At 74.0% G+C, this 17,622-nt stretch carries 18 protein-coding genes; 3 read left to right on the forward strand and 15 right to left on the reverse strand.

Going from position 1 to position 17,622, the window contains the following annotated elements; translation table 11 throughout:
* Nucleotides 1-15: 15 nt before the first annotated feature.
* The 7 genes from BJ961_RS11040 to BJ961_RS11070 all read right to left on the reverse strand — a co-directional run bounded on the left by BJ961_RS11040 (nt 16) and on the right by BJ961_RS11070 (nt 7,289).
* A complete protein-coding gene (locus BJ961_RS11040; protein ID WP_271321153.1) occupies nt 16-2,094 on the reverse strand; it encodes a molybdopterin-containing oxidoreductase family protein in 2,079 nt (692 codons plus the stop codon).
* A 20-nt stretch (nt 2,095-2,114) separates the two neighbouring features.
* Nucleotides 2,115-2,876 (reverse strand): DNA alkylation repair protein, encoded by a 762-nt coding sequence (locus BJ961_RS11045; protein WP_271321154.1) that lies wholly within the window; start codon nt 2,874-2,876, stop codon nt 2,115-2,117.
* Entirely contained in the window at nt 2,873-3,529 is a 657-nt protein-coding gene (locus tag BJ961_RS11050) for a class I SAM-dependent methyltransferase (protein WP_271321155.1), read from the reverse strand. The genes BJ961_RS11045 and BJ961_RS11050 overlap by 4 nt, the downstream gene beginning before the upstream one ends.
* Nucleotides 3,530-3,607: 78 nt before the next feature.
* A complete protein-coding gene (locus tag BJ961_RS11055; protein WP_271321156.1) occupies nt 3,608-4,210 on the reverse strand; it encodes a hypothetical protein in 603 nt (200 codons plus the stop codon).
* 77 nt (nt 4,211-4,287) lie between these two features.
* Entirely contained in the window at nt 4,288-5,307 is a 1,020-nt protein-coding gene (locus BJ961_RS11060; protein ID WP_271321157.1) for a methyltransferase, read from the reverse strand.
* A 44-nt stretch (nt 5,308-5,351) separates the two neighbouring features.
* Complete coding sequence (locus tag BJ961_RS11065) at nt 5,352-6,542, reverse strand: BtrH N-terminal domain-containing protein (RefSeq protein ID WP_271321158.1); 1,191 nt, start codon at nt 6,540-6,542, stop codon at nt 5,352-5,354.
* A gap of 180 nt (nt 6,543-6,722) precedes the next feature.
* Entirely contained in the window at nt 6,723-7,289 is a 567-nt protein-coding gene (locus tag BJ961_RS11070; protein WP_381156849.1) for a GyrI-like domain-containing protein, read from the reverse strand.
* A gap of 351 nt (nt 7,290-7,640) precedes the next feature.
* Between BJ961_RS11070 and BJ961_RS11075 the strand changes: the two genes are divergently transcribed.
* Entirely contained in the window at nt 7,641-8,462 is an 822-nt protein-coding gene (locus BJ961_RS11075; protein ID WP_271321160.1) for an AraC family transcriptional regulator, read from the forward strand.
* 4 nt (nt 8,463-8,466) lie between these two features.
* On the opposite strand, the gene BJ961_RS11080 is transcribed toward BJ961_RS11075, so the two are convergent.
* Nucleotides 8,467-9,756, reverse strand: coding sequence for an FAD-dependent oxidoreductase (locus BJ961_RS11080; protein ID WP_271321161.1), 1,290 nt, complete (start codon nt 9,754-9,756; stop codon nt 8,467-8,469).
* Nucleotides 9,757-9,992: 236 nt separating this feature from the next.
* Here BJ961_RS11080 and BJ961_RS11085 point away from each other — a divergent pair, with 236 nt between their 5' ends.
* Nucleotides 9,993-10,688 carry a DNA alkylation repair protein gene (locus BJ961_RS11085; RefSeq protein WP_271321162.1) on the forward strand — a complete coding sequence of 232 codons (696 nt, stop codon included), beginning with the start codon at nt 9,993-9,995 and terminating at the stop codon, nt 10,686-10,688.
* 84 nt (nt 10,689-10,772) lie between these two features.
* On the opposite strand, the gene BJ961_RS11090 is transcribed toward BJ961_RS11085, so the two are convergent.
* From BJ961_RS11090 to BJ961_RS11105, 4 genes are all read right to left on the reverse strand, one after another.
* The gene (locus BJ961_RS11090; RefSeq protein WP_271321163.1) at nt 10,773-12,299 is read right to left on the reverse strand and encodes a DHA2 family efflux MFS transporter permease subunit; all 1,527 of its coding nucleotides are present in this window, start codon (nt 12,297-12,299) and stop codon (nt 10,773-10,775) included.
* Complete coding sequence (locus BJ961_RS11095; RefSeq protein ID WP_271321164.1) at nt 12,296-13,015, reverse strand: hypothetical protein; 720 nt, start codon at nt 13,013-13,015, stop codon at nt 12,296-12,298. Before BJ961_RS11095 ends, BJ961_RS11090 begins: the two co-directional genes overlap by 4 nt.
* Nucleotides 13,016-13,071: 56 nt before the next feature.
* Nucleotides 13,072-13,878 (reverse strand): class I SAM-dependent methyltransferase, encoded by an 807-nt coding sequence (locus tag BJ961_RS11100; protein WP_271321165.1) that lies wholly within the window; start codon nt 13,876-13,878, stop codon nt 13,072-13,074.
* Between the two features lie 718 nt (nt 13,879-14,596).
* Entirely contained in the window at nt 14,597-15,331 is a 735-nt protein-coding gene (locus tag BJ961_RS11105; protein ID WP_271321166.1) for an alpha/beta fold hydrolase, read from the reverse strand.
* A 230-nt stretch (nt 15,332-15,561) separates the two neighbouring features.
* On the opposite strand from BJ961_RS11105, the gene BJ961_RS11110 reads away from it, so the two are divergent.
* Nucleotides 15,562-16,206 (forward strand): GyrI-like domain-containing protein, encoded by a 645-nt coding sequence (locus BJ961_RS11110; protein WP_271321167.1) that lies wholly within the window; start codon nt 15,562-15,564, stop codon nt 16,204-16,206.
* On the opposite strand, the gene BJ961_RS11115 is transcribed toward BJ961_RS11110, so the two are convergent.
* The 3 genes from BJ961_RS11115 to BJ961_RS11125 are packed head-to-tail and all read right to left on the reverse strand — an operon-like array spanning nt 16,193 to nt 17,619.
* Nucleotides 16,193-16,762 (reverse strand): NADPH-dependent FMN reductase, encoded by a 570-nt coding sequence (locus tag BJ961_RS11115; RefSeq protein ID WP_271321168.1) that lies wholly within the window; start codon nt 16,760-16,762, stop codon nt 16,193-16,195. The two genes, BJ961_RS11110 and BJ961_RS11115, sit on opposite strands and share 14 nt — an antisense overlap.
* A gap of 2 nt (nt 16,763-16,764) precedes the next feature.
* Nucleotides 16,765-16,998, reverse strand: coding sequence for a ferredoxin (locus BJ961_RS11120; RefSeq protein WP_271321169.1), 234 nt, complete (start codon nt 16,996-16,998; stop codon nt 16,765-16,767).
* A 6-nt stretch (nt 16,999-17,004) separates the two neighbouring features.
* The gene (locus BJ961_RS11125) at nt 17,005-17,619 is read right to left on the reverse strand and encodes a hypothetical protein (RefSeq protein ID WP_271321170.1); all 615 of its coding nucleotides are present in this window, start codon (nt 17,617-17,619) and stop codon (nt 17,005-17,007) included.
* Nucleotides 17,620-17,622 lie beyond the last annotated feature (3 nt).

Raw genomic sequence — 17,622 nt, forward strand, 5'->3', positions numbered from 1 at the left:
CCGCGACGCGGCCGCTCAGGCGTCGTCCGCCCGGTGCACCGAGCAGCGGATGCCGCGGAAGTTGGAGGAGCCCATCTCCTCGTTCTCGTCGACGTTCGCCGTCAGGCGGTTGACGTTGCTCTCGCGCCAGCCCCCCTCCGGGCCGCGTTCCGGGTACCACCAGCACGCCGAGGCCACCACGACGTCGGGAGCGATGCGGTCGGTGACCCGGGCGCGCAGGCGGATCTCGCGGCCTCGGGCCCGGACCCGGGCCCAGTCGCCGTCGGCGATGCCCTCACGGGCGGCGGCCGTCGGATGCAGCTCGACGACAGGCTCCGGCTCCTTGTCGCGCAGCGCCGGGATGTTGCGGAACTCGGAGTTGAAGAAGAACGGGGAGTGCGCGGAGGTGAGCAGGTAGGGGCCGTCCTCGGGGCCGTCGGCCGGGGGCCTGTGGCTGGGCAGCGGGTCGTAGCCGAAGGCGCGCAGGGCGTCGCTGCGCAGCGCCAGGCGGCCGCTGCGGGTGGCGAAGCCGTCGGTGCGGTACTTGTGGTAGCGCAGCTCGGTCGGGCGGTACGAGCGGTCGGCCAGGGTCTTCCAGTCCAGGCCGATGGGGGACAGACGCGCGTCCAGGGACGCGTCGGTGTCCGGCCAGAAGTGGTGCTCCAGGCCGAGCCGCCGGGCCAGTTCGGTCAGGATGTACTCGTCCGAGCGGCAGTCGCCCACCTGCGCCAGCTTGCGGCGCGCGGCGACGTAGTGGGCGTGCTCGACGATCTGGTCGCGTTCCAGCCAGCCGCCGACCGGCAGGACGACGTCGGCCATGGCGGCGGTGGGCGTCAGATGGAGGTCGGCGACGGCCAGGAAGTCCAGGCGTTCGAGGGCCGCGTGCACCCGGTCGGAGTCCGCGTAGTTGACCAGCAGGTTGCTTCCGTGCACCAGCATGGTGGTGACGGGGTAGGGGCGGTGGTCGAGGACCGCGTCCCAGACCGCGCGGGGGTGGGCCCAGCCCGCCATGGACAGGACGCGGTGGCGGTCGGCCCCGAGCCTGCGGCCGCCCTGCTCCTCGGGCAGTGCCTCGGTCAGGGGCAGCGCGCGGCGGCCGATGATGCCGGGCGGGTCCCAGATCACGTCGCCGCCGGGCCGGTCGATGTTGCCGCACAGGGCGGAGAGGATCAGCACGGCCCGGCAGAGCTGGAAGGAGTTCCGGTTCTGCTGGGCGCCGGTGCCCAGTTCGATGGCCGCCGCCGGAGCCGCGGCATAGGCGAGGGCCGCCTCGCGCACCCGGGCGGCCGGTATGCCGGTGAGGTGTTCCACGGCCTCCGGCGCGTAGTCGGCGACGTGTGCGGCCAGGTCCTCGAAGCCCACGGTGTGCCGGGCCACGAAGTCGTGGTCGTGGGCGTCCGCCTCGATCACCGTGTGGATCATCGCCAGGGCGAGGGCGGCGTCGCCCCCGGGCCGCACCTGGAGGTGGTGTTCGGCGCGACCGGCGAGCGCCGTGCGGCGCGGGTCGACGACGAGCATGCGGGTGCCGGTCCGTACGGCGTCGAGGAGGCGGGTGCCGATGACGCCGTCCCCGTGGGTCATGGACTTGTTGCAGCCCCACAGCAGGACGAGGTCCGGGGAGCCCTCGTAGTCGCAGAAGGTGAAGGCGCCCATGGTGAGGATGCCGGCCATCACCCGGGGATAGAAGCAGACGTGGGCCGGGCCGAGCACGTTGGGCGTGCCGTAGCTGTTGGCGAACCGGAACAGCCACTCCTGGTAGTTGCGGTCGGTTCCCTGGGCGACCACCAGCGACTCGGGCCCGTGCTCCCGGCGGGCGGTGTCGAGGGCCTCGGCCACCCGGTCCAGGGCCTCGTCCCAGCCGATGCTCCGGTACGAGCCGCTGCCGCGGGCCCCGGTGCGCAGCAGCGGCCGGGTCAGCCGGTCCGGGTCGTCGAGCTGGGCGAGCGAGGCGCGTCCCTTGGCGCACAGGAACCCGCGGTTGTTGGGGTTGTCGGGGTCCCCGTCGACGGCGGTCAGCCGGCCCCCTGCGACATCCACGAGGGCGCCGCACCCGCCGTGGCACATCCGGCACACGGTGCGGTAGCGGCCGTCCTCGACCGTGCTGACATGCGTCATCTCCACTCACAGCCTTTCGCTCATGCGCGGTGTGCGGCGATCAGCCGCCGTCGCTCCCGGTCCTCCAGGCGCCGGACGGCCTCGCGCAGCGTCAGCCCGGACACGCGGTCGAGCCGGGGCTCCAGCCAGTCGGCGACCTGCCGGGGATGGTGCTTGGTGCCCTCGCGCAGCACCCAGCCGATGGCCTTGCGCACGAAGAACCGGTCGTCGGCCAACAGCGGATCGGCGACCTCGCAGAACACCGGGAACCAGTCCGGCCAGTCGGACTCCTGACGGACGCCCAGGAGGAACGAGAGGACGCCGCCCCGCCGCACCCACTGCGCCTCGTCGGCCGCCCAGCCGCGCACCGCGTCCTGGGTCCGCGGCTCCCGCAGCAGCAGCCGGCCGGCGACGAAGGGCGCCAGGAGGTCCACGTGGGCCCAGGTGCCGCAGTCGCGCAGCAGTCCCTCGAGGAAGGCCGTGTCCCGCGCGTCCAGCAGGTCGGCGCGGTGGTCGAGGAGGATCAGGGCCACCGAGCGGGACTCGTGTACCGGCTCCCTCCACAACTCCCTTACCAAAGCGAGGAGCTCGTCATGGGTGAGCCGGGGATGGGCGCGGACGTGGGCACGGGCGAGCGCGCGCATGGCGGGCAGCGGCACGCCGATGTGGTCGAGTTCGCTGCGCAGGTAGCGCTTCTCCCCGGCCGCCCGGCCGGGCACCGCGCGCCCCTCCAGCGCGGTGCGCAACTCCCGCGCGGTGCGCAACTCCCGCGCGTGCGACCCGGCGGACGCGGCGGCACTCACCGTGCCGCGGACCGGTCGGCGACCGGCCCGGCGGACGTGGTCCGGGTGAGGACGCAGGCGTGGGCCGGCAGCGACATCGCGTCCGTCTCCAGCTGGAAGGGCAGCAGCGGGCCCGCCTCGAAGCCGTGCGGGACGAAGTGGCGGCGCAGCAGTCCGGCGGTGAGCGGTTTGAAGGGGAAGGTCTCCACGCGGCTGCCCCTGAGGTACAGGACGCCTCCCGGGCGCAGCACGCGGGCGGCCTCCCGGGCGTACTCCTCGCGGTCCTCCTCGCCGAGGTGGTGCAGGCAGCCGCGGTCGACCAGCAGGTCGAACGACGCCTCGCCGAACGGGAGCCGCCGGACGTCGGCCTGCTCGAACGCGGGCCCGTCGCCCCCGGCAGCACCGCCCTCCGGGCCCTGGGAGGCCGCACGGTCCCGGGCCAGGCCCAGCGCCACTTCGCTGAGGTCCACGCCCGTCGCCCGGTACCCGGCACCCGCCAGGGCGAGGGTGTCCCAGCCGGTACCGCACCCGATGTCCAGGGCGGCACGCCCCCCGCCGGGACCGAGCGCGGCGAGGAGCCCCACCAGTTCGGCGGACGGCCGGCTCAACTCCCAGTACTTGTGGTGGTCACCGGCGCGGTAGGTGCGGTTCCAGTCGAGCGTGGTGGTGGTCATGGCGGCTTCCGTCCTTGGTCCGGGCACGGCCGTGCGCCGTGCCACCCCGGTCGGCCCCGCCCGCGACGCCCCGAAGTCCTACCAGCGGGGCCGGCCCGAGGAGGCGGCCGGCCTCAGGGTCACGTAGACGTCGGTGACCACCGGCACTCCGGCGGCCAGGGCGGGGCTGCACTCGTACACGTAGTAGCAGGGCCACGCGGCACTGTGGGTCGCGGTGTGCACGCTCCCCGGGGAGTGGGCGCCCGCGGTGGGCGGCGGCCCCTCCCACGACTCGGCGGGAGCGGGCCTGCGATGCAGGAACGGCCCATGGCCCATGATCGTCTCGAAGCGCACCCCCGGCACGTGGGCCAGGTCCTCCGCGGTCACCTCGGCCGCGGTCTCCAGGTGCGGCAGGGTCAGGCAGGCGTCGAAGCGGCGCAGGGCCAGATCTCCGCCCGCCGCGTCGTAGTGCACCTCGATCGCGCGGGTCTGACGGGTCGCCAGCCCGCAGCCGAACACCAGCGCGGTCAGGCTGCGCCAGGTGTCCGTGCGGGTGTCCGGGGAGCCGCGGTGTCGCAGGCTCAGCACCGGCAGCGGCCGCGCGCGGACCGCCGTCCAGTCCTGCGGGCGGAGGCCGCCCGCCTGGTCCGGGACCGTCGGCGCGGTACGGCTGTGGCTTCTCGGGATGGTCGCGTGCTGCACGTGGGGGGTCCCGTCGGTGGTGTGACCGGCAGATCCGGTGGGCCGGACGATCCGGTGGGTCGGACGATCGGCCCACCCTATGCATCGACCGTGAACTCCAGCAGGCAGTATCCGGACGGTGTGGGGTGCGTCGCCAGCAGAGTGAGACCGGCGGCCGCGCCCAGCGCGCGGAACTCGTCCTCCGTGCGCTCCTTGCCGCCCAGCAGCGTCATGTAGAGGTCGAGGGAGGGCACGAGCCGGGGTGCGCCGCGCAGGAACTCGGCGACCATGACACGCCCCTGCGGCCCGGCGGCCTCGGCGCAGCGGCGCAGGATCGCCGCTCCCCCCTCGTCGCCCCAGCCCATGACGGTGGACTTGACGAGGTAGAGGTCGGCGCCACCGGGCAGCGGATCGAACATGGAGCCGGGGTGGACGGTGGCCCGGTCGGCGACACCGGCGGCGGTGAAACGCTCGCCCGCCGTGCGGACGGCGCGCGGATCGTCGACGAGGGTGCCGCGCAGCCCCGGCTGCGCCTGGAGGAGCCCGGTGAGCAGGGCGCCGCTGCCGCCGGCGACGTCGGTGACGTGCCGGACGCCGCTCCAGTCGTAGGCGCCCAGGATCTCCGGGAGGGTCCACGCGGTGACCGTGGCCATCAGCTCGTCGTAGGCGGCACCGCGGCGGGCGTCGGTGTTGAGGTCCTCGAAGAAGGGCCGGCCGAAGGTGGGAGCGTAGGCCTCCGCGCCGGTGCGGACGGCGAGGAGCAGTGCGATCAGCCCGCGGTCGTACTGCCCCATGCCGCCCTCGATGTCCAGCCACGGATACATCGTCATCGGGTGGTCGCGGCGCAGCCGGTCGGACAGCGGGTTGTTGCGGTACCGTCCGGGGCCGTCCGGCGCGAACATGCCCTTGACGGCGAGGTGTTCGAGCAGTCGGCCGACGGCGTCCGCGTCGGCGCCGCACTGCTTCGCGAGGTCCTCGACCGCCGCCGCGGAGTCACCGAGGTGGTCCGCGATCATGAGGGTGGCCGCCACGCGCACGGCCCAGGGGGTCACGAGGTCGGTGAGGACACCGATCCTCTCGTCGGTGTCCGGGGAGGTGTCGGCGGGGCTTGCGCTCACAGCGTGCTCCTTCGCGGTTGGACGCCGTCGTCGATTCCGTGCGTTCAGTGTTCGTGGGCCGCGGGCCGCAGATGCCCGAGCAGTGCGCTCTCGCGGGCGATGACGTCGGCCACGGCGTCGTGCAGGGCGGTGGCCAGATCCTGGCGCAGCCCCTTGACCTCGGTGACGGCCTCGTCGCGCAGGCCCGGCAGCTCCGCGTCCACGGCGGACGCCTCTGCCTGCCGGTCCGGGGCCGCCGCGAGCAGGTGCTCCTCCCGCGAGCGGTGCGCCTCGCCGAGCCGTCCCAGCGCGGTGCCCGCGGGCAGCAGGGTGGCGACGAGGTGCCGCCAGGCGGCGGCGTCGGCCGCGGCCAGGGGCACCGCGTCGGCGACCGCGCCGTCGTCGAGGAGAGCGGCGGTCTCCGCGACGAAGGTGTGGAACATGGAGCGGAAGCCGTCACCTCCGGTCCCGGCGAGACGCAGGTCGACGAAGGCCTGGACGAGGGTGTCTACCACCGCCTCGGGCGCCGCCTCGTCGCGGACGGTGGCCACCAGCCGTTCGGCCAGCATCCGCAGCCCCTGGATGCCCAGGGAGGCGTTCGGCGGTTCCAGCCCCGCGCGGCAGGCGGCACCCAGCGCGGCACGCAGGGTGCCCTCCGAGGGCGGGCGGGCCGCGGACCACGGGGCGCGCAGCATGGCGTGCCGGGGCGGGAACGGCTGGTGCCGGGAGCCGCGGGCGGCGGCCAGCTCACCGGGGTCCAGGGTGCGGGGGCCGGCGGGCCGGTCGGAGACCCGCAGCCGGCCGGTGTCCGGGTCGGTCCCGGTGACGACCAGGCAGTGGCCGCCGAAGTGGTGGTGCGCCCGGAAGTAGGGGAGGTAGTGCATGTCGGCGTAGACGACGGCGAGCCCCTGGTCGGCCAGTTCACGGTCGAGCCGGCCCCGGGCCTCCTCGGGGTCGGTGGTGGTCACGACGGACAGCTCCAGACCGACACCCGAGGCCATACGGCGGGTGAAGACCGGGAACGGGTCGTTCCGCGTGGCCAGGAACGGTGGTGTACCGGGGGCCTTGGGCACGTACATGAAGCCGATGCCGCCGCCGAGCCCGAGCAGCATCTCCTCGCTCAGGCCGAGCCCGTGGGCGTGCAGCGCCTTGCGGAACGCGGAGGTCTCGCAGTGCTCGCCGCCGTACAGACGGACCGTGCCGTCCGTGCCCGGCGCGGGGTCCCGTGTGTTGCCGCTGGCCGAGGCCGTCGCCATGCCTGCTCCCTTCCCCGCGAGCCCGTGCGGGCCGCCGGTGGCCTGTCGCCGCGCTGACGCCGGGAGTCTTGCAGAGCGGGCGGTGACCGACCCATACGCGCGGGGAGCGGGTCTGCGTAACGGTCACCTCGGGCGGGTGGGACGGGGCCGGTGTTGACCGGGATGGCCACGCGGGCCGGTTCAGGGAACCGGCAGGTAGATGTCGATCTCCGCCTCGGCGTCGGCGGCGGCGCCCGGCCCGGAGCGGTAGACCTCGTAGAAGGGGGGCCGCGGGCAAGGGGCGACCACGCCCTGCTGCCGGAAGGCGGTGGTGTGCAGGGCCCGCCGGTAGGTGGCGGACAGCGTGTCGAAGGCGCCGCGGTGGGTGGTGCGCCAGGCCCACAGCCCGCCGAGGGTCTCGTAACGCAGCGGCAGGTCACCGGCGTCGAGGAGGTCGCGCGAGTCCGGCCGCAGGACGGTGTCCGGGGCGCAGACGCAGGCGTCGTAGCGCAGCCGCTCGGGCGGCACGTCGGCCGGGTCGTCGTAGACCACGCCGACGAGCCGGGCGCCGTCGGCCAGACCGTGGCTCTCGGTGTAGGCCAGCAGCCGGCTCCAGGTGCGGTCCAGCGTCCGGAACGAACCGGAGTGGCGCAGGCAGACGACGGAGAACGGGCCGAACTGGTCGAAGGTGTACAGCTGCTGGCCCGAAGCGACGACGGTGTCGCGGGCGGGCGCCGTCAGCGGGTCGGTTCTTCGGTGCACGGCCATGTCCCTCTCGCTCTCGGCGGCCCGTGGGCCGTGGCTGTCCTTGCTGGAAGGGCCGGAACAATATCCCAGATTCAGTTGGGCTTTGAACTACCGCGGGTGTTTCATATTGGCCACCGGATGTCTTGACCGAGCGCCGTGTTGTGACAGGATTTCACAACTCAGAAGGACGTTACCCATTCGTTCGACGCCTATATTTCGCGCCGTCTCAACGACGAGGCGGTGTCTGCCTGGAGGATACGGGGGCTCCCAGTGCAGGAATTCAGGCATGAGGGTGCGGCGGCACGCGGCGCGATGCGCTCCACCACCGCGGCACTCCACGACAGTCGAGTACTTTCGGCCATTCCCTATATCGTGGCCGCGTTGCGCGACGCCTCCCACGGTGTGGACGTCGACGTCATCGCGCGGCAGGTGCACACGGCACCCCACTACTTCCGGAAGATCTTCCGGGACACCACCGGAGAATCGGTCCAGCGGTACGTGCGCCGGTACCGCCTCGAAATCGCCGTCTACCGGCTGGTGTTCACCGACTGGCCGGTGTACGAGGTGGCGGCGCGCTGCGGGTACTCCGCGCACGCCCCGTTCACCCGGGCCGTCCGGGAGGCGTTCGGCAGCACCCCCGCCGAGCTGCGGCGGCGGGAGCCGACCGGGCCGTGGCCGAAGTCCGGCCCGGGCTGCTCGGAACTGGAGGAGGTCGACACCCAGAGCCGGCTGGTGGCGTTCCTGCGGCACTTCGGAACCCACGCCTCGCTGGCCGGAAGGTGGCAGCACCTCCGCGACTGGCTGGAAGTGCACGGCCATGAACCGGACGCCCAGCAGCCGCTGGAAATCACCCACGACGACCCGGAGTTCTACCGGGACGGCTCGATCCGCTTCGACGTGGGAATGGCCGTACCCCCGTCGTTCGCACCCTCGGACGGCATCGGCCTCCAGGTCGTCCCCGGCCAACGGCGGCTGCGGATCACCCATCACGGACCGGTGCACCTGATCCCGTACACCTTCATGCACCTCGCGGTGAGCGCGGTGATGCTGGGCCTGTACGACGGCACCCACCCGCCGGTGCCGTACCTGGTCGAGTACGAGCGGATGCCGTGGTTCCTGCCCGAGGTCAGGACCACTGCATGGGTGAGCCTTCCGCTGAGGCCGGCGCAGCCGGGGCCCGCCCCGGCAGGATGATCCGTCAGCCACCTGCCTCGCTCGCCATACGCCGCTTCACCGACGGCATACGGTCGATCATCCGGAAGGTCGCCCGGGTCACGGCCCGGCTCACCCGGTTCTCGGACAGGGAGCGGTCCAGGTTCTTCTTCGACTTCGTCACCGCGTCCGCCGCATAGGCGCGCATCGCCGCCTCGTACGTACCGACGCTCTCCTCCACCCGGGTGCCGCGCGCCGCCCGGGTGAGCGCGCCGTACAGCAACTCGGCGTCGCGCAGCGCCATGTTGCCGCCCATGCCGCCGAGCGGGGTCGCGCAGTGCGCGGCGTCCCCGACCAGGGTGACCCGGGAGGGCGCCCAGTCGGGCACCGCGACGGCGCTGCGCACGGGCAGTCCGGTGAGCGTCTCCGGGTCGGCGTCGGCGACGGCCCGCCGGATCACCGGATGCCAGCCGTCGACCAGGCGCAGCACCGCCTCGCCGAGCTGCCGCGGCGAGCTGGACGTGGTGTCCGTGGGCAGCGCGAAGCGCCCGGGACTGGCCGTGACGGCCCACATCAGGTAGTCGGTGTCCGTGTCGAAGAGCAGCCCGCCCGCGGGAGCCGCCCCAAGGTCCAGAGCCTTGCTGGGCCGGTTGCGGTACTGGTGGGTGGCGGCGAACATGCGGGCGCCGTGCGGGCCCATGACGATGTGCGCGGCAGACAGCAGCGGCGGATGCACCCAGGCACGCAACTCCTCGTCCAGGGGCAGCTTCCCGGCCACTCCGACGGCGCCCGTCGCCATGACCCGGGCCTGCGGCAGACGCTGGGCACGCACCCGGGAACGGCAGCCGTCCGCGCCGACGAGGACGTCGCCGCGGGCCGTGGAACCGTCGCTGAAGTGGGCGACGACGGTGCCGTCCGCCAGCTCCTCGTACCGCTCGTAGTGCCGGCCGAAGCGCACCACGTCGTCCAGACCGCGCAGCAGCAGGTGGCGCAGGGTGACCCGGCACACCGACTGGTGGTTCAGCAGCGGGTCCGCGTCGCGGGGGCCGTCCAGGCTGAGCAGCGGGCGCAGCAGGTGGTCGGTGAAGCGCAGGCCGTCGCCGCCGTCGCCGCTGGTGTCCAGGAACAGCTCGAACAACTCGTCGCTCAGGCAGGAGCGCAGGGCCCGCGTCCCGGTCGGGTTGACATGGATGCGGAACCCCTGGGACCGGTCGGCGGGAGTGGTGTCGCGTTCGTGGACCTCCACGTCGACGCCCCGTGTGCGCAGGCCCTGCGCGAGCGTCAGCCCGGCTAGGCCCGCGCCGATGACCACCACCTTGAACGTCTCTTTCGCCATGTCGGATCTCTCCTCGTCCCGGGGGCCGTCGTGGGAATCGTGCCGGGGTCGTCCGGTGCGCGAGCGGGTGTTCCAGGCAGCGTCTGCGGACACGTGTGCGGGCGGCAAGCGCATGCGGTGAGACTTCGCCGCCACGGTCAACGGGTGCGGCGGCGCGCGGCGGGCAGTTGACCAGGCCCGCCCTCGGACCCGGCGGCCGGGCGAGCGGCCGGGGCGCTGCGCTAGCGTCCCGGTGCATGACTCCTACCTCACTCCAGCGGCTGCGGGCCGAACTCCGGGAGCTGGCCGAACCGCAGGTGCGTGCCCAGCAGGAGCGGGTGCTCAGCCCCGCGGACGACGACGAACTGCTCGGCGTACGGGTCCCGGTGCTGCGTCGACTCGCCCGGGGCTACCGCGAGTTGACGCCGGACGAGTTGGACTCGCTGCTGCGCAGCCGGGTGCACGACGAACGGTTCGCGGGGCTGCTGGTGCTGGCCGAGCAGGTCCGGACCGCTCGCGGCGCGCAGCGCGGGGCGCTGGTGGACTTCTACCTGGCGCGGACCGACTGCGTGGACAACTGGGACCTGGTCGACGGTTCCGCGCCGGTCGTGCTCGGGCCGTGGCTGCTGGAGGAGTCGCTGGACGTCCTGGACCGGCTCGCCGGGTCGCCCTCCCTGTGGGAGCGGCGGATCGCCGTGCTGGGCACGCTGGCGCTGATCAGGGCCGACCGCTACGAGCCGACGTTCTCCCTGGTGCTGACGCTGCGCCGGGACCCGGAGCCGCTCATCCACAAGGCGCTGGGGTGGATGCTCCGGGAGATCGGCCGCCGCGACGAGCGGGCGATGGTCGACTTCCTCGACCGGCACGCCCCCGACCTGCCCCGCGTCACCGTCCGCTACGCGACCGAACGCCTGAGCCCCGAGGAACGGGCACGGTTCGTCCGCCGACGCTAGGACGACGCACCGCGAGGCGGCCCCGCTCCCGGGCGGGAGCGGGGCCGGGGCCGGTCGGCGCGCGGCGTCGGGGGATCCGCCGCGTCAGTCGATACCGGCCGGCCGCGGCTCCTGCTGCCCGGCAGGCCGGTCCTGCGCGGGGGCGGCGGGCGCGGCGCTGCGGACGGCCAGCGCGCACAGGGCACCGGCCGCGAGGACGCACATCTGGATGACCAGGCTGGTACGGATGGCGCCCGCGAGCGTGTCGTGGAAGGCGTCCAGAGCCGCCCGCGACTGCTCCCCGCCGCCCTCGACCGGCTGACCGGTGGCGATGTTCCGGCCGGCGCCCAGACGGGTCTGGAGCACCACCCCGATGACCGCGCTGGCGAGCAGCCCCCCGAACTCCTGGACGGTGTTGACCGTGCCGGAGGCCACGCCGCTGCGCTCCGGCGGCACGTCGCGCAGCCCGACACCGAACATCGGCGCGAAGGTGAAGCCCGTGCCGGCCCCGGCGAGGGCCAGCGGGCCGACGAGCTGCCACACCGAGGCGTCGGCGGTCGCCTGCCAGGCGACCAGCCCCAGGCCCGCCGAGAAGCACACCATGCCGCAGATCAGGAGCCGCTTGGGGCCGGCCGACTCGATGAGACGCCCGCTCACCCCCGCCGCCAGGACCGACACCAGCGGCATGACGGCGATGACGAGACCCGCCTCGGACGCGGACAGCCCCTGCACCGACTGCAGGTACAGCGTCAGCGGCAGGAAGGCGCCCACCACCCCGAAGCCGACGGTGACGGCGATCAGGTTCATGACGGTGAAGTTGTGGATCCGGAAGAGCGCGAAGGGCACCAGCGGTACGCCGGACTGCCGGCGCCGCTGGTCGGCGAGGAAGACCGCGAGGACCCCGAGCCCGGCCGCCAGGATCGCCCACACCGTGCCCGACCACTCCAGCCGCTCGCCCTCCACCAGCGCGAACACCACGGCACCGATACCGACCAGCATCAGGGCCACGGAGCCCACCCCGAGGGGCTGGCGGCGGGCGGGCCGCGGATCGGGCAGGTACCGCGTCACCAGCGCGAAGGTGAGCAGGCCGATGGGCAGGTTGACGTAGAAGATCCAGCGCCAGCCGACGCCCGTCACCAGCACCCCGCCGACCAGCGGACCGGCGAGAACCGCGAGCCCGGAGAGCGCTCCGGTGAAGCCGAACGCGGCCCCCCACTTCTGCGGCGGGAACAGCGTGGTGATCATCGGCATGAGCTGGGGAACGACGAGCGCGCCGCCCACACCCTGCACGGCCCGCAGGACGATCAGCTGCCACGGCGCCTGGGACAGGCCGCACAGCACCGAGGCGACCACGAAGACGGTGAGGCCGACCAGGTAGGTCCGCCGCGGCCCGTACAGGTCACCGAGCCGGCCGGCCACGATCAGGGTGCTGGCGAAGGCCATGATGTAGGCGCTGAAGACCCACACCGCCTGGTCGATCGACGCGTCGAACGTCTCGATCAGGCTCGGCGTGGCCGAGCTGACGATCGTCACGTCGAGCAGGGTCATGAAGACACCGAGGCAGAGCATGCCCAGCGCGGCCCAGGGGTTGACCCCCGCCGCTCCGGAGTTGGTGTCGGTCGGTGAGGTCACGTGTTCTCTCCAGTCGGGGTGTGCGTCATGAACCCGAGGCGGAGCGGCCGCACGGCACACCGCTCCACGCCGGGCCGGTCGCCGCGCTCCTCGGCAAGCGCCGCGGCCTGTCCGTACAGTTCGGCCGCCGCGCTGTCGGCGGCGGCCTTCGCCGGGCCCCCGGGGTCGCTCCAGGACAGGTGCTCGGCGAGGAAGGGGCCGTGCGGGTTCTCCCCCGCGTACAGCCGGGGCTCCGCCTCCGGGATCAGCAGGCCCGCCGTCCGGAGCGCGGCCCAGCAACGGGGCAGCAGCTCGGCGAGCTGCCCCTCGCGGCCCTCCAGAACCTGGTACGCCGTCAGGGTCTGCGCGGCCGCCCCCTCGACGGCCGGGTGCGCGGGGTCGCCGGCGAGCTGGGTGACGGCGGGCCAGTCGACGGGCGGCCGGGCCCCGCGGCTCTCGGTGAGCGAGAACATCTCCTGCCAGATCGCGTTGACGTCGGGGTCGAGATACGCCTGGTCGACGGCGTCGGGCACCCCCCAGGTGACCAGTTCGACGACGAACGGGCCGTCGTCGCCGCTTCCCTCGGCGATCCACGAGGGCTCGCCGGTGACCAGCCCCTTGCGCCGCAGCGTGGGCCAGTGCCGTTCCAGTACGTCCGTCGCCCGGTCGAGGCCGCCGGGCCGCAGGAGGTACGTGGTCAGCATCTTCTGCTCGTGGCCCCGGTCCTGGACGGTCATCGTGGTCCACTCCTTCGGTTCGTCTGCGGGAACGGGCTCGTGCCGACGGCGGAATCTCAGCGGGGGCGCCGGCCCCAGACGCTGAGCACCGCGCTGGCGGGGTCGTCGAGGTCGTGGTCGCGCAACAGGGCCACCGCGGTGTCCAGCCGGTCCTCGGTGAGCCGGCCCTGCCCCAGCAGCCGGGGGCGCAGCTGCTCCAGCGTCAGCCGGGAGAACTCGGAGGCCGGGCTGCCGGCCTGGAACGGGTAGACCCGCATCTGCGCCCCGCAGTCCACCAGCCCGTGGCGGGCCAGCGGACCCGGCGGGTCGGTCATGAGATCGCGCACCCACTGCGGGTCCGCGCCCGCGTCGTGCCGCAGCACCTCGGAGACCGCGTCGAGGGCGCCGCCGAGGACGGTGGTGGGGTCGTACGGCGGGAATCCGGCGAGCTCCTCGACGACGATGCAGCCGCCGGGCGCGAGCCAGCCGACCAGGCGCTCCAGCGCGGCGTACGGATCGTCGAGGAAGATCATGACGGACCGGCAGTGGATGAGGTCGACGCCCGTCACAGGTGCGGGATCGCCGTTCGCGTCGTGTCGCAGGGGCACCAGGTTGGGCAGGCCCCCGGTGTCCAGGTGCCGCAGGTCGACGTCGGTCGCCCAGACCCGGGCCCCGGGGTGGCGCCGGGCCAGCGCACGGGCGACCGACCCGCGGCCGGCGCCGATCTCCACGATCTCGCGCGGATCGTCCGGCGCGCAGCTGTCGAGGACCTCCCGCGTCGCCGGGTCCGTCATCACCGCCAGCCGGTCCAGCCGCAGGCGTTCGTGCTCCCAGGCCGGGTCCAGTGCGGGCGGGCCGCCGTCGTACCGCGGGGCTGTGTCCACCGTCTCACCTCTCGTCCGGACGGGCGTGACGGGCCGGGGCGGCCCGTGGAGCGGAGTCTTCCAGCGGGCGCCGACGGGAACCCGCGGCCGGCGGCAAGGGGGCCGGGGAGGTCACTTACTTCTCCCGGACCCCGGCGGCAGTTGACCGTGATGGTGAACCGCCCGGCGGAACGCCGCGAAGACACACGACCACGGCCCCGGACCACGGACGGCCCGAACCCGCGCGGGCCGGGGGCACCGCCCGGAACGGACCGCGCCGGACGCGGGAAGGCGGCGGGGATCGTGCTGGACGCGGGGAGACGGCGGGAGGCGTCTGGGACGGCCCGGAGCCGTACGAGGGCTGGGGCGCCGCCTGGCACGGATCGTGCCGGAGGCGGGGAGGCGGGGAGGCGGGGGAGGCGCCGAGTGGCGGGCTGACATGGGGGGAGAGGGCGCGCGGGGCGTCCGGGGCGGCCCGGAGCCGTGCGAGGCCGGACGGGCGCCCGGAGCGGACCGCGCCGGACGCGGGGAGCCGGTCGGAGGCGCTGGTGGTGGTGCTGGACGCAGGGGTCGGCCGGAGGCGTCCGGCGGGCGTGCTGGGCGTGGGAAGTCGGCCGGCGGCGTCCCGAGGTGGCCCGGATCTGGGGAAGTCGGCCGGCGGCGTCCCGGGGTGGCCCGGATCCGGGGGAGTTGGCGGACGGTGTCCGGAGTGGTGCCGGGCGTGGTGGGGGAGGCGGGGTCAGGCGTCCGTGGTCGTGGTCAGGAGGGTGGCCAGGTCGGCCGGGGCGGAGAGCATCGGCCAGTGCCCGGTCGGCAGGTCCCGGAAGGTCCAGTCGCCCACCAGAGGACTGTGCTCGCCGCGGAAGAAGTCCCGCTGCGGGGCGGGCATCGCGCAGCACACCAGGGTCTGCGGGACACCGGGGTCGTTGCCGTGCTCCAGCTCGACGGCGCGGGTGTAGCAGGACCACGGATGCGGGGTCTGCAGCAGCGTCATCAGCTCGCGCCCCGCGGCGTCGATGCCGGCGGTGCCGAAGGTGCGGGTGAGGTCCTCCCAGTCCGGCACCGGCAGGGCCCAGCCGTCGCCGTCCCGCGCCACGGACTCGGCGAAGGACTCCCGCAGACCGGCCGGCAGCAGCTCCGCCGGCGCCATCCCCGAGGGAAGCGGCGCGCTGTCCACGTACACCAGGCCCCGCAGCCGCTCCCGGCAGCGGTCGGCGACGCCGGGCAGCACCGCGGAGGCGTAGCTGTGGCCGACCAGCACCACGTCCTCGAGCCCCTCGTACGTCAGGACGCCCGCCAGGTCCTCGACGTGCGTGCCGGGCCCGGTGTGCGGGCCGCCGAGGTGGCGGCGTTCACCGAGGCCGGTGAGGGTCGGGGTGTGCACGGCGTGACCCGCCTCGCGCAGCCGTGCGCTCACGGAGCGCCAGATCCAGCCTCCCGCCCAGGCACCGGGAACCAGCACGAACGTTGCCATCTTCGCCTCCGTCGGGGGTCGCGGGCCCGGTACGGGCACGGGCAGGGCAAAGACTCACCGCGTGCGGGGCGGCGCGGAAGACGTGCCGGAGTCCTTCGCCGCGGCGGTCAAGGGCCGCGTGTACGGCATCCGGGGCGTTGACCGGGATGGCCAATTCGTCCGCCGTGTCCTTCCCGGCCCGGTGCCGTTCTTCACGGCGTCAGATCTCCGCCGTCACGAGGACAGGTGCGATGGGCAACAGCGGTTTCGGCCACCCGTTCCAGAAGCTGTACGAAGCGACACCGGACCCGGCGCTGGTGGAAGTGCCGCCCCTGCGCTACCTGGCCGTGGACGGCGAGGGCGACCCGCAGGGCTCCGAGTCCTTCGCGGCGGCCGTCGCCGCGCTCTACATCGCGACGCAGGCGGTGGCCGTGGAGAGCGACCCCGCCGACGGCGCGGCCACCGGGCCGTGCCCCCTCGAAGGGCTGTGGTGGAGCACCGACCCGCGACTGGACCTCGCAAGCGGCGACCCCGGACTGTGGCAGGACCGCACCAGCTGGCGCTGGACCCTGCTGCTGCGTCAGGCCGAGCCGGTCGACAGGGACCGCCTGGAGGCGGTCCGCGCCGAACTGGGCGCCAAGGCCGACACCCCCGACGCCGAGGCCGCCGCGGCCGCACTGCGCGAACACACCCTGGACGAGGGTCCGTGCGTCCAACTGCTGCACGAGGGCGCCATCGAGAACGAGCCCGCCTCCGTCCGGGCCCTGCACCGGTACCTGGACGGTCAGGGCCTGGTGCCGGCCGGCCGGCACCACGAGATCTACCTGGTCCCGGCCACGACGGCGCCCTCGCACGAACTGCGCACCATCCTGCGCCAGCCCGTCAGCCGCGGGTGACGGCCTCGTCGTCGCGCACCCGCAGCAGCCCCGCCGCGCGGGCCACCGCGCGGGCCAGTTCGTCCACCCGCTCGGTCACCGCCAGGTCCACCGGCTCGCCGTCGACCAGCGCCCGGCGGGCCTGCGGGACGGCCACCTGCTGCGGCACCATCCAGGCCCGCAGCCAGCGGGCGATCAGCCGCAGGTCGTTGAGCGCGTTGGAGTTGCTGCGCCCGCCCAGCGCGACGATCGCGCCCAGGACCTTGCCCTCGGCGTGCTCGAAGTCGAGCAGGTCCACGGCGTTCTTCAGCGCCCCGCCGACCGTGCCGTGGTACTCGGGCCCCGCCAGGATCACCCCGTCCGCGGCCCGGACCGCCTCCCGCAGCCGCCGCACGTCCGGGAAGTGCGGCCACGGCTCCTTCTTGTCGCCGTTGCAGAACGGGAGCTGAAGCTCGCGCAGGTCGAGCAGCTCCGTCTCGCACCCGTCGGCGGCGAGGGTGGCCAGGGCCCGGCGCAGCAGCACCTGGCTGGTCGAGCCGGGGCGCATGCTGCCGCCGATGCCCAGGATCCGGATCACACTCACTCCTCTTCGCAGATGGCGTCCGCCGGGCAGCAGTCCATCGCCTCGTAGACGGCGTCCTCGTCGTCCTCGGACCGCGGCTGCACGGCGACGTAGGTGTATCCGGCGTCGTCGTTGCGGAGGAAGAAGTCCGGGGCGATGCACCGGCAGGTGTCGCAGTCGGTGCACTCCTCGTTCACGTAGAACCGCCCCGCGGCGTTGTCGGGCAGCCGGGCGGGCGGCTGGACGGCCACGGCAGCTCACCCCCTCGCGGGCGGGGCGCCGGGATGCACCAGCTCCAGTACGCGTCCGGTGTCGCGGCGCAGCAGGTGCCCGTACGTGTGGCCGAGTTCGTCACCGGGCGCGAACGCCAGCAGCTCCACCCCGTCGAAGGTCGCCAGGTAGTCGAGCAGCGGCCGGACGTGGTCCGGGGCGTCGACCGCCAGCCCGAAGTGCGACATGAGGGCGTTCTTCTCCCCGGCGGGCCGGCCGGCCCAGTCCCCGCGGGAACGGCACGTGAACAGCTCCAGCTCCCGGCCGCCCGCCCGGCAGTTGATCCAGTGCCCGGGGGTGCCGTACTCGCGCGGCGCGATGTGCGAGGGCCCGGTGCGCACGTCCTCCGTGCCGGGGCTCTTCCCGACGAGGGCGAGCCACTGGTCGAAGTCCTCCTCCCGGTCGTAGTCGCCGACGTAGACCGCCACGTGGTGCAGGCCGGTGATGCGCAGGGTGCGCAGGTCCACCGGGTGGCCGAGGAAGCCGGTCAGGGCCGCGTCGGGCGTCGTGCGGGCCGCGTCGTCGAACCAGTCCAGCACGGAGTCCAGATACGCCTCCTGCTCCTCCTCTGGAGGGAGGGCGGCGGGGGCAGGGTAGATCACGTG

Source organism: Streptomyces lienomycini, from assembly GCF_027947595.1.
Lineage (GTDB): Bacteria > Actinomycetota > Actinomycetes > Streptomycetales > Streptomycetaceae > Streptomyces > Streptomyces lienomycini.